9 protein-coding genes are annotated in these 12,827 nt (G+C 36.0%); 6 read left to right on the forward strand and 3 right to left on the reverse strand.

Going from position 1 to position 12,827, the window contains the following annotated elements:
• From F6K23_RS34445 to F6K23_RS34455, 3 genes are all read right to left on the reverse strand, one after another.
• Nucleotides 1-2,473: ABC transporter substrate-binding protein (locus F6K23_RS34445; RefSeq protein WP_293164783.1), on the reverse strand; the 2,473-nt coding region annotated here is incomplete at its 3' end.
• Between the two features lie 1,007 nt (nucleotides 2,474-3,480).
• Nucleotides 3,481-4,419, reverse strand: a complete 939-nt coding sequence (locus F6K23_RS34450; RefSeq protein WP_293164785.1) for a DUF1822 family protein — start codon at nucleotides 4,417-4,419, stop codon at nucleotides 3,481-3,483.
• The gene (locus F6K23_RS34455; RefSeq protein ID WP_293164788.1) at nucleotides 4,416-5,090 is read right to left on the reverse strand and encodes a hypothetical protein; all 675 of its coding nucleotides are present in this window, start codon (nucleotides 5,088-5,090) and stop codon (nucleotides 4,416-4,418) included. The genes F6K23_RS34450 and F6K23_RS34455 overlap by 4 nt, the downstream gene beginning before the upstream one ends.
• Before the next feature lie 1,067 nt (nucleotides 5,091-6,157).
• On the opposite strand from F6K23_RS34455, the gene F6K23_RS34460 reads away from it, so the two are divergent.
• The 6 genes from F6K23_RS34460 (at nucleotide 6,158) to F6K23_RS34485 (ending at nucleotide 12,754) form a co-directional block, all read left to right on the forward strand.
• On the forward strand, nucleotides 6,158-6,619 hold the full coding sequence (locus tag F6K23_RS34460) for a helix-turn-helix domain-containing protein (RefSeq protein WP_293164790.1): 462 nt from the start codon (nucleotides 6,158-6,160) through the stop codon (nucleotides 6,617-6,619).
• A gap of 504 nt (nucleotides 6,620-7,123) precedes the next feature.
• Nucleotides 7,124-8,014 (forward strand): alpha/beta fold hydrolase, encoded by an 891-nt coding sequence (locus F6K23_RS34465; RefSeq protein WP_293164793.1) that lies wholly within the window; start codon nucleotides 7,124-7,126, stop codon nucleotides 8,012-8,014.
• A gap of 641 nt (nucleotides 8,015-8,655) precedes the next feature.
• Nucleotides 8,656-10,563 carry a GTPase family protein gene (locus F6K23_RS34470; RefSeq protein ID WP_293164796.1) on the forward strand — a complete coding sequence of 636 codons (1,908 nt, stop codon included), beginning with the start codon at nucleotides 8,656-8,658 and terminating at the stop codon, nucleotides 10,561-10,563.
• 135 nt (nucleotides 10,564-10,698) lie between these two features.
• Nucleotides 10,699-11,295: a Uma2 family endonuclease gene (locus tag F6K23_RS34475; protein WP_293164799.1), complete on the forward strand. Its 597-nt coding sequence runs from the start codon at nucleotides 10,699-10,701 to the stop codon at nucleotides 11,293-11,295.
• A gap of 524 nt (nucleotides 11,296-11,819) precedes the next feature.
• Nucleotides 11,820-12,353, forward strand: a complete 534-nt coding sequence (locus F6K23_RS34480; protein ID WP_293164803.1) for a hypothetical protein — start codon at nucleotides 11,820-11,822, stop codon at nucleotides 12,351-12,353.
• A gap of 266 nt (nucleotides 12,354-12,619) precedes the next feature.
• Nucleotides 12,620-12,754 carry a hypothetical protein gene (locus tag F6K23_RS34485; RefSeq protein ID WP_293164806.1) on the forward strand — a complete coding sequence of 45 codons (135 nt, stop codon included), beginning with the start codon at nucleotides 12,620-12,622 and terminating at the stop codon, nucleotides 12,752-12,754.
• The last annotated feature ends 73 nt before the right edge of the window (nucleotides 12,755-12,827 follow it).

Raw genomic sequence — 12,827 nt, forward strand, 5'->3', positions numbered from 1 at the left:
AAAAATTGGGATTAGATAAGATTCTTTGTAACTGTTTACGAGAATAATTTCCCATCATTTCATCTACAGCTTTAATAATAGTTTTAGTCGCATCATAAGATTTAGCAGTACGCCAATTAATTTCCGCATTCCAAAACTTTTGAGCTGTTTGACTAAATTGGGAGTTAGGGTGACGATGCCAAGGAATAGCAAGGGTTAAATTTCCTCGGTCTGCTTGTTTACCAGCATCTTTTAATACCCTGGGATTATAAACAGAATCTCCGCCCAATAATTTCAATCCTTTAGCATTATTAATTATACCTATGACATTACTCAAAGTTCTGTCTGTGGCCGGAACTAAAAACATTATTTCTGCTCCTTGATTTTGTGCTTCTTCTACACAGTCACTGGCACTAAAATTCCCGGACAAAATATTGCACTTATATACGAATTTTTCTGGGAGTAATTTATTAAGTTCTTTAGCTAAAGACTGACTATAACTATTACCAGGTATATAGGCAACTGCTATTTTTTTATCTGCCCAATTTTGTCGCTCCAAATAATTGAATAGAGTTTTAGCTGCTAGACTGTCATTTGGTGCAACTCTCAGGACAAATTTACCGAAGTTTTTCAAAAAAATAGAAGTGCTAGTAGGAGAAATTACTACTAATTCTGCTTTGTTATAAATCTCTCCTGCTTGTAAAGTCATATCACTAGAATAATGACCAATAACGGCAATAATTTCTGCCTTTGCTACTAAGGTTTGAGCAATTTTTTCTGCAGTTTCTGGTAGATATTCATCATCAGCAATAGTAACTTTTAAAAATTTACCATTGAAACTACCAGGGCAATTTAGTTGATTTTCTGGATTTTTAATCGCCAGAGAAATTTCCGATAAACCACAATTAAATTCGCTTTGAGCTTGAGCAACTCCTCGCAAAATTTCTTGGGAAATATCTGATTCCTGACTAATAGGAACACTAACTGCTATTTCTATCTTTTGCCCAATATTTGTAGCAGATTTTTGTTGAGCAATGGCATTATTCAAATAAATTAAAGTTTCCGGGTCATTTTTCTTGACTTGGAGAGACTGGCGAAATTGAGCGATCGCCTGAGCAAAGTTACCATTATAAAATTGTTCAATTCCTTCTTCTTTTGCCGGATTTTTCTCGGAAGAAATTAACAATTTTTCTCCCTGACTAATATTTTGTAAAATTGCTGGTTGTATCCCGATAATTTTAGTTTCAGTGAATTGACTTTTGACTAAATTTATCGCCAAAATTACCAATAAAATTCCTGCTGTTATTCCTAAAGGCAGCTTAAATTTACTGATAAATTTCTGCCATAAATTGGTAGAAATTAACTGCTCCCAACTCAGAGGATGAGATAAAGCTGTTTCCTGAATACAAAGAGTAGGTAACCACATTGCCCCTGGATATTCAGATTCAAAATGTTCTAATCTTTCTCGAGCTATTCTCATAGATTTAAACAGAGATTGATTATTCGCAAACTCCGCAAAAAAATACTCTAAAAATTTCACTGCCACCCGGTCAGGAACAGGTTCTCGCATAACAATAATTCGTGATAAACCAAGCTTCGCCAACTGATTTGCTAAACCCAAACCATCACAAGAATTAAATATTGCCAACTGCAACCCATTATCTATTGCATATCTCAAAGAATTTTTAAATTCTTTAATACTTAATTTATCCCGTTCATTCAAATATATCCAACCAATTGAACCATCTTCTTTACTACAACTATGGCCTGCAAAAATCAATATATGATAACCAGGTTCCTCGCGCAAAGTATCAGATAAAATCTCCTGTGTTGGTTGATTTAAAAATCTTACCTCTGCACCCTTTTCTTTTAACTTTTGAATTACTTCTAAATCCAATTGTGTATTAATACCATCACTCTTACCAACTATGGCAATAATTCTTACTTTTGAGGATTTACGAGGCCGTCTAAACTTCCCTTTACCTCTAACTCGAATAGCAATTTCTGTTTGCGGAAAACGAGACTGAAATAAATTCCATTCTTGCCAAGGAATGCGACATAAATTAGGATTTTTAATATCCAAAAATAAGCGAATTTCTGAATCATAACTTCCTAGAGAACTTAACACAGAAATTAATTCATCCCGTACAGGTTGCCAACTACTCTCACCACTATCTAACCATTGATTAAGACTTATTTTAACTTGTTCTTTTTCCTCATTACTAGAATAATTAACTACTGATTGTGGACTAATACGAGTTGCTACTTTTCTCACATCTTCTAACTGAGAATAAGCTGACTGCCATTGATTAAAGGATTTTTCTAATTCAGCAGGTAGACATGGTAAAAAACCATCAATAGGCTCAAAGTTAGCACCTATTGAATTTAAAATCACATGAAACCCATTTTTACCACTATCTATAAGTTTAATCTTAATAATTTTAATAGCTTCCATATTTATCTGTAATAATCTTAAACGTAAGCATTTAGCCATCAGCTATTACTTTTTTTTTAGTTTTATATCATGTTTCCCCTCCGGGGGAGCTGCACTAACGGATCATCAGTTATAAATAAAATTTAAGGGCTGACAGTACCAAAGAAATACTGAAATTATCCATACTATTTTACCGAATAATTAATAATTAATAATTAAATAATTCTGGTTTAAAGCCTCCCGTTTTAAGGGAAAAAAAGCGGTCGATCTTCGCAGCTTCCCGAAGGGTGGGATGGATGGATTTCCTAACCATATCCAATCGACCAATAGAAGAAATAATATTTCCTTATATTCAATTCCATAACAGTTTTAACCTTCTTGTAATTATCAATTATCAATTAATGAAATAAATAATTCTGGTTTAAAGCCTTCCCTTTTAAGGAAAAAAAGCAGTCTATCTTCGGAGTTTCCCGAAGGGTGGGGTGGATGGGTTTCCTAACCATATCCAATCGACCAAGAGAAGAAATAATATTTCCTTATATTCAACTCCGTAACAGTTTTAACCTTCTTGTAATTATCAATTATTTATTATCAATTAATGAAATAAATAATTCTGGTTTAAAGCCTTCCCTTTTAAGGAAAAAAAGCAGTCTATCTTCGCAGCTTCCCGAAGGGTGGGATGGATGGGTTTCCTAACCATATCCAATCGACCAAGAGAAGAAATAATATTTCCTTATATTCAATTCCGTAACGGTTTTAACCTTCTTGTAATTATCAATTATTCATTATCCATTATCCATTAATGAACATATTTCATAAGCATTCCTCCTTTCTTCCCTGCTGACTCCTGATGAGTCACAACAGTTATTTATAAGTATTCAACCGTTAGCGTAGCTTCCCCCGGAGGGGGAACATGATATTAGATAAAAGCTTTACTAATTGAGTCAGAATTAAATTTTACTATCAAAACTAGTTTGAAAGTCTATATTAATTAAAATCTTATTATGAGATTTGAGAGCTGATAGCTAATAGCTGTTTGCGCAGCATTCCGCACGAAATAATTACCCTTAAACTACAAAATTTTCCCTAATTATTTGCTCATTTAAAATCATTTCTACAGTAAATTGTTCTTGAGGTTTACAACCAAACTCTAATTGTATCCAATCATCCGCTTCCCTAGCTTCAGCTTCCATACAAGAATTACCAGACTCATCCAATATTTGCACTCGTAAACCAGGAGGTAAATATGGAATTTTATTGGTACTAGAAAGTCGCACACAAATATCTATTTCCTCCTCAAACTTATCCGTCAATTTTACCGCTAATTCTGTAGCTTGTTCATTTATTCCACTACCCCAATTAATAATTTTCCCACAACTAATAGTTACATCATCTGTTGGAGATTGAGAAATACTATCATTTGAAACTCTTAAACTTCTTGTAGGTGATGTAGATAATGACTGTAAACTTTGCCATTCTGCCGGAAAAAAACCTTCAAACCACCGACGTAAATTAACCCATTTTTGACACCAATCAATTTCGTCAATTAAAGCATCCAAAGATTCTATTTGTGCGAGGGGAATAGAATCCTGAAACCCATCAATATTTCTCGCTGAAACAAATCCTAATATTTGTACTTGGTTTAAATCTTCCTCAAATTGAACCGCTATATAACCGATGCGGTTATCGATAACTTCCGGAGGCAAAAACAATTCTTTTTCACCAGAAAATACCGGACGACATTCCACTTTACCAATATTAGGTAAAACTAAATCAGCCACATTAAATATTGCTCTTGAACCAGGATGCCAACAATCACCTTGATGAATCGCTGTCTGAATATCTAGAAACTTTAAATAACTTTGAACTGCCACAACAGCAAGAGTATTTAGATAAACTTGTTTTCCTTTTTCAGGAGTTGCTTGTTCTGCTGCAAATAGCTCTGCATAACGATGAGCTTCTGCGGTCACAAAAACTTTTAATGCGTGTGAAAAAGTCAGATTCATAATTCTTCTCCAAATTGATTAGCGATTTCTCTTAATAATGGAATACATCTGCGCTTCCAGTGGGAATAAACAGTTTGGTTACTAATATTTATTTCTTTGCAAATATCAGATACTTTCTTTGGCGGAACTGTAAAATTCAACTGAATTGCTAAGACTTGACAATTACATTCAGGATATTTTTTCGGATGAGATGACCTGAGCTTTTCTTCTGGGTCTGTCTCAATATATTGCCTCACAGATTCACCTTGTCTTTGACGTTTTGCTTTTTGCAATTCAGCAATTTTCTGTTCCAGTAAACTTAGACTATTAGCTGGTAAAATTTCCCCTAAAGTTGTTAGTTTTTCTTCTTCATTACTAATAGGTTTATCCAAACTATCATATCTATTATCTGGGATATATAAGTCTTGGATACGCCATTTCAAATAGCCATTAATCCAGACAACAAAACTTTTTTCCCAGGAAGGAGGCCGAGATTCAAAATTTTGAATATTTTTGTAGACCCATTCTAATGTCCTATTGAAAGCCTCCAGATAATCCTGGTGGGACGAACTATATAGTCCAGGGAGTTGTTGAATCAACATCAATAGACGATTAATAGCTTTCTGGCGCTCTAGACTCGGATTTTGATATTGCTTTATTTGGGTAATTAGATTTTCTAATTGGTCCTCCACAGCGATCGCTCTCCTATCACAACAGTTGAAAGTTATGAGTCGAGCTTATCAAAGTTCTAACTATTTTGGCTTAGACCCAATCTTTTCCCCATGTATATATATCTGCCCTGGAAAGGATTTTTATGCAAATTATTGAAGAAGGAAGAAGCAAGAAGCAAGAAGAAAGAAGGAAGAAGGAAGAAGTTAAAAGTTAAAAGTTAAAAGTTAAAAGTTAGATTTTAAAGGAAGAGGGAAGAAGGAAGAAGCAAGAAGGAAGTAAGTTATAACTCAAAAGTTAAAAGTTAGATTTTAAAGGAAGAGGGAAGAAGGAAGTAAGTTATAACTCAAAAGTCAAAAGTTAAAAGTTAAAAGTTAGATTTGAAAGGAAGAAGGAAGTAAGTTATAAGTTAAAAGTCAAAAGTCAAAAATTAAAAGTTAGATTTGAAAAGAATAGGGAAGAGGGAAGAAGGAAGTAAGTTATAAGTTAAAAGTCAAAAGTTTAAATTTAAAAGTTAGATTTGATCGGTTCAAAACTTTGATGCTACAGTAATTTACGGAAGTGATTTAACATTTAAAGGAGCAAAACTATTTGTGACATCTTTAAAATGAATTGGTATAAGAAAGAAGGAAGAAGGGTTTATTTCAGTTATCAGTTGTAAATGTTGTAAATTTGGAAAAAAAGGGAAATGTGAAGGGGGTTTTATGACTGCTATAAAGACGGACTACTAATTTTTGGAAATAACTGTAGGAGTCTTATACCATTTTCATAAAATATTGCTACAGTAGTTAATTTCTAGCTGTTAGGTGTTAGGTGTTAGTTATAAGAGAGAACAAGTGCCAATGTTCTAATCCTTTGCCCCCCGGATTTTACTGTAACAATCTTTCTTGAATTTGGTATTAAACCCAATATTAAAAATATAGATAAATGCCACTATTAATAACTTAGAAAATAATGATATAGCGTTTCTCAACCTAATGAGGTACACCTATCTTTATTTGTCTTCTATTGCCTATTGCCTATTGCCTGTTCTCTATTCCCTACTATACGTTATACTCATAAAATAAGTGTTTCGTAATGGTTTTTTCAGATGGTAGTAGGTACAACAGAAGCAGCTTTTCTCCTGAATATCTCAACTGCTAGGGTGCGGGTATTGCTCAAAGAAGGTCGGATTAAGGGAGCTAATAAAAAAGGACGGTCTTGGCTAATTCCTCTTAATAGTCAAGGGATACCAGAAATTATTCCAGGTAGTCGTGGTCCTGATGGTACTTGGAATAAGGGACAACGTACAAGTAAAACAGTTATTCAGATATTGCCTACCGTTATCAATGCTAATCATCAAAACGGCACTTGTTTACCAGCAATTAATATTCAGCAGGGCGATCGCCATCATTTATGCCATGAAGCTGATATTCTTGGACCTTGCAAAATTATCTATCAACCCTCTCAACATAATTCTCATCATACTGAGGAAACAAATTTATGGATTGAAGTTAACCCAGAAGTACAAATTACTCATAGGGTATTCTCTGATGTAGATGAAAATCTATGAAAGGGAGTAGGGAGTAGGGATTAGGGAGTAGGAAACAAGGGGAAATTTGTTTGCCCAGTATGACAAATGGAAAAAGTATTCCTTCTTAATATCTTAAGAGAAGAACATTTTTATTATGGTGTTCTTAATGAGACTTGATATCAGAACTATACTTGCTCCTACTAGCTCCTCTAGCTTGAAAATGTGGGTAAATTTGAGAAAATATAGACCTCTCCCCCCTTGGAAAGGGGAGTTGGGGGGGATCGTAGCGTTGGGTTTTACTCACAATTTTAGTTTAGACGAGCTACTACCTCTAGTAAAAATTTCGGTCTATGGGTAGAAGCAATTCCTATCAGACATCTGGTAAAAATCAAAAATTAAATCAATTATTATCGATAAATTATCAATTCTTTTTCCCTACTCTGTACGGACGTTGCATGCAACGTCCCTACTACTCCCTCTTCTCCGGAGATATCTATTGTATAAATCTCAATTTCTACTATTGACCAACTAAAATACATTTTTATGTTTGAACAATTTACCTACCACAAAATCCCCACTTCCAATGCCACCATTAATTTAGTCAAAGGTGGAAAAGGTTATCCATTACTACTATTACATGGTTATCCTCAAACTCACATTATGTGGCATAAAGTCGCTCCCGCTCTTGCCCAACACTTCACAGTCATCTGCACAGACCTACGCGGTTATGGCGATAGTGACAAACCACCCTCCGATCCTCAACATCTCACCTATTCCAAACGAGTTACTGCTCAAGACCAAGTAGAAGTCATGGCAGCTCTAGGTTACTCCAAATTCTTGGCAGCAGGTCACGATCGCGGAGGTAGAGTTCTCCATCGCCTTTTACTCGACCACCCCCAATGTGTGGAAAAAGCAGCAGTTCTCGATATTGTACCAACCAGGAAAATTTTTCAAACTGTCAACCAACAACTAGCTACTGCTTACTCTCATTGGTTTTTTCTCCTCGAACCCGACAATATTCCCGAACGCATGATCGGTTCTGACCCGGCATTTTATCTTGTCAGTAAACTAAAACAGTGGAGTTATGACCAAGCTGCTTTTACTGAGAATGCTATAGCAGAATACATTCGTTGTTTTAGTGACCCTGCCAGTATTCATGGAACTTGTGAAGACTATCGTGCCGCAGCTAGTATTGATTTGGAACATGACGCAGAAGATATTAACAGTAGAATACAATGTCCGTTACTTGTGTTGTGGGGAGAGCGCGGGGTAATGGAAAAATGTTATGATGTGCTGGAAACTTGGCGAGAAAGAGCAATAGATGTGCGGGGTCAAGCTTTCCCCTGTGGTCATTTTTTGCCAGAGGAAGCTCCAGAGGAAACAACTCAGGCGTTGCTTGATTTTTTTCTTGAGGGAGTAGGGAGTAGGGAGTAGGGAGTAGGGAGTAGGGGAGGTTGTAAGGTATAGCAGAAGAAGGAAGAAGGAAGAAGGAAAAATATTGTGTTGTCTGAGTTTTAAGCTTTTGATCTATCCTAACCTTTGCTTCGACTGCTATATAATAGACTTGTCGCTTTATAACTATAAAAAACTGTTAAACCCTTATCATGTAAGGATTTTAGATGTTTTCAGAAAAAACATCTGGAATTACTACTGTCTCTTAATTTGAGCGATTTTTTCCATCTATTTAGCGACAACTCTAATATAGAACTAATATAGAATCCGGTTATATAATATATATTGATAATTCTATAATTAGGGTTTGCGCTCAAAAGTCTTTTGGTAAGGGAAGGAGTCAGGAGAAACGGGGAATTACAGAGGAGGTAGTTGGAAAAATTATCCCTCGATTGTTCTGCCATAATCATCCCAAAATGCAAACTTTTTGACCTTGAGCAACCGAAAAGTTGCCACTTTTTTCAACCTAAAACAGCTAAAACCTTTATCTATCAATGCTTTTATATTTAATCAGCAAGCCCTAATTACTCCTCCACTCCCCTACTCCCCCACTCCCCCACTTCCCCACTCCCCCACTCCCTTACTCCCTTACTCCCTTACTCCCCTATTAATACATATAAACAATGATACGATTAAAACCTTGGCAATTAGTAATTTTAGCTATTCCCCTTGTCAGCATTATAGCTTTCCTGATGATATCTGCTGGAATGCAAATCAACCAGTGGGGAATAAACTGGATATGGGGTATATTTATCCTCCTCTTTGTTGGATGGCGTTGGTTACTGGTCAAATGGACGCGACCAGCAGTTGAACAAATGAAAGAGGTAATAGCAGAAGTTAACAAACAAATCGAACTTACTGATGACACCATAACCATACCCGCAAAAAGCGATACAACTCTCCAGATAGAAACCGCCCTGCAAGAAATTCTCAAATCATCCCGCAACGACCTTCCTCTTTGGGAAGACTGGCAAACATTTTGGCAACGTTGTCAAGCAGTAATAGTTGCTGTTGCTAATACTTACTATCCGGAGGGCAAATATCCTCTGCTCAATATCTACATTCCCCAAGCTTACGGTTTAATTCGAGGTACAGTTGATGATATGGACCGATGGATGCAAAAATTATCTCCAACCTTGAATCAAATAACCGTTGGTCAAGCATATCAGGGATATGAAATTTATCGCAAATTAGAACCCTCAGCACGGAAACTTTTTCAAGCTTGGGGTTTAGCACAATGGTTTCTTAACCCAGTAACAGCAGCAGCTAAACTCGCAAGTCGGCGTTACAGTGACCAGGCAAACCAACAGTTATTGATCAATTTCAGTCAGATATTACGGGAAGTGGCATTGCGAAATCTCTGTCAGCAAGCGATCGCTCTCTACGGGGGGAACAACTTAGATTTTTCTGAGTCTGTTATTCCTGCTCCTACTCTCCCGAAGGCAGAAACTCAAACCCTCAAACAAATTCTTGAACAAGCTCAACCTGCTGAAACTGTAGAGCAAAAACCTGTTAATATTTTGTTGGTGGGGCGCACGGGAGCGGGAAAGAGTAGTTTGATTAATACTCTGTTTCAAGCTGACCTTGCTGAAGTGGATGTATTACCTAGTACGGATAAAATTCAAAATTATCAATGGCAGCAAAATGGAGAGACTCTCAATTTGTGGGATACACCAGGTTACGAACAAGCAAACCGCCCAGAATTACGGGAACTTGTACTCGACTATGCTGAAACTGCTGATTTATTATTGCTTGTTACTCCTGCTCTGGATCCAGCGCTACAAATGGATGTAGACTTTCTCCAAGAGCTGAAACAGGAAGTTGCAGATTTGCCTGCGATTGTTATTGTGACGCAAGTTGACCGTTTGCGACCTATGCGAGAATGGCAACCTCCTTATGATTGGGTTTTGGGTAAAGGTGCCAAGGAAAAGTCTATTCGGGAGGCGACTGAATATCGGGTGGAAATATTTGGGGATTTTTGTAATCAGGTTTTGCCTGTGGTTACAGGGGATATTAAAAGTAATAGGGGTGCTTGGAATGTTGATGGGATATCTATGTCTTTGCTGGAAGCTATTGCTCCTGCTAAACAACTACGTCTGGCTCGGTTTTTGCGCGATCGCGAAGTTCGTACTGTTGCAGCAGCTAAAATTATTGACCATTACACTTTCCAAATGGCGACTACTCAGGGGTTAACTGCTTTGTTAAAGAGTCCAGTGTTAAAGTTCGTTTCTACTTTGACAACGGGTTCGCCAACTTTAGCTTATTTGCTGGCAGAAAAAATTCCGGTTGAGGAGTTGCCTGTGGTTATTGGTAAGTTACAAATGGCCTATGACCTGTTTTCCCTCTTAAATGAGGATTCAAATTTACGTAGTTTTGACTTACTGGCACTTTGGCCTTTGTTATTAGAAAATCCCTGTTCACCAGACCGGAATGCTTGGGCTTTTGGCCACGCTTTGGTAGAATATTGGATGCAGAATTTGACAATTGAACAATTACGGGAACAGTTTAATAATTATCTTCAGCAAGGTTGAAGAAGGAGTCAGTCCTCAGTCCTCAGGATTCGAGAGAATGCGGTCAATGGGAATTATAACCCCACCAACAGCATTTGCACCCCCGCTGACAGTGAGGTATTAAACTTATAAGGGAAAAGGTAAAAAATTATAGTGATGACTAATTCAATTCAGACAATAGCGGTTAATATTCCGAAAAAAATTAATCTCAAAATTACTCACGAACAATTTGTTGAGTTAGCAAAATTTAACCGGGATTTGCAATTAGAAAGAACAGCTAAAGGAAAGTTAATTGTTATGGCACAAAAAGGAGGGGATACGGGAAATCGAAACTCAAATATTTTAGGACAACTTTGGTTATGGAACCGTCAAACAAAATTAGGTAAAACATTTGATTATTCTAGTGGTTTTCATCTTTCTAATGGTAGTAGTCGCTCCCCCGATGCTGCCTGGGTAAAACAAGAAAGATGGGATGCTTTAACTCGCGAACAACAGGAAATTTTTGCGCCTTTATGCCCTGATTTTGTTGTAGAGTTACGTTCTAAAAATGATACTTTTTCCAGGTTACAGAAAAAGATGAAAGAGTATCAGTCAAATGGTGCAAGATTGGGTTGGTTGATTGATAGTAAAAATCTGAAAGTAGAAATTTATCGGCAAAATCAGGAAGTAGAAGTTTTGAAAAATCCTAATAGTTTATCTGGGGAAGATGTGTTACCTGGATTTGTTTTAGATTTGATGGAAGTTTGGAATTAGTAGGGAAAAAATAAATATGATTAAGGGTTTTATCTTAATTTATTTGGTTTATAAGTAGTCATGCAAAATTTATTACATATAGTTTAGAGCTAAAAAGCCTATATTGTAATATTGTCAAAATTTCAGCGAATAAAATTAATTACTTAATTTTGCTTAGGTATTTATCACTGTTCTTGAATCACAGCGATCGCCTCTATTCACCACAGAATTATGAAATTTGTATCTGGAAGGTTTATTCAACAATTAATAATGAATAATGAATAATGAATAATTACCTCTCCTTGAGAATAAATTGAAGAGGATTGACAAATTCATGAAAATTTTTTTTTATTATCCCCTTAACAGGGGAGGCACATACCCACAATTTTTCGGTAAAAATAAGTCTCTATATTATGAAGATTTAATTAAATTTGCCCGAAATCATTGCAACTGAAATTTTACTGATGTTAAAGTTTAACTACTAAAATATCTGAAGAAACAACAGACTCAATCTGCATCTATATAAATATAAATAAATAGTGTCGATGAAAAACTTAAACTTATCTTTTCAGGGTTTCCTAGTTGCTACAGCTACAAGTGCTGTTTCTTTGTTCGCTCTAACTAACTCGGCCATGGCTTTCTTACCTTTAGTTGATACTGAAGATACTCTTCATGTAAGGGGCATTCTCGACCGGGATTTTAATGGTGTATTGTATAATCTATCTGTAGAGCCTAATTCTTTTAATGATGTGTTTGGTAATTCTGAAGACTTAACTATTACAGAAGAAAAAACACCTACATTTTGGGAAGAGTCTACTGTGTATGGCGATACTACAGTTTCCAAATTAATGACTCTTCAGGACAAAACTTCTACAGAGACTAACTTACTTATCACAAACTCTACTGTGCCTTTCGATCCATTAAGACCTTTCAATGAAGGGTTGGGTGACTTTGAGGCTAAATTCAATCCATTGACGCTAGGACCTCTGCTGTGGTGGTGGTTTGCTTCTAGTCTTATACTAGGTTGTATTATATTAGGGGGTTTAATGGTAGAAGACACGGGAAAAACTAAAGGCTAAAAGGCAAATTATGAGAAGAGAAAAGCGGATTTTTGTCGATCTATATATTTTCTGATGAGATACCAGTTTCTCTTAATTGCTCCTAATTATATTTTCGACGTTGCTGAGGGTAAAGCTGATTTTTCTGGGTTTTTTGCCCTTCTATTATTACTATATATGAGCACACCTTTTCCATTGTATTTATAATATCTTGTCAAGTATTTTATGTCAAGGTAAATCTTCCGTTTTTTGAGATTTTTCAATTCACAGACAGAATAAATTTTGACTTGTTTTTCCGATCAATTCAATCTATTTATCCATTGATTTTTTTTGAGGCGATCGCCACCAGAGCATCTACAACTTCTCTAATTACTTCTGCTGTGGAAAGTCTGGCTCAAAATTGTCGATGTACCAGGAGATGATAAATCAGTATTCTTTGTGGGATATTCCTGGATTTAAGAATTTTTAGTACAGATGTTTGGCTAGATATTTTGG

It is taken from the genome of Okeania sp. SIO2C9 (genome assembly GCF_010672455.1).
GTDB lineage: Bacteria > Cyanobacteriota > Cyanobacteriia > Cyanobacteriales > Microcoleaceae > Okeania.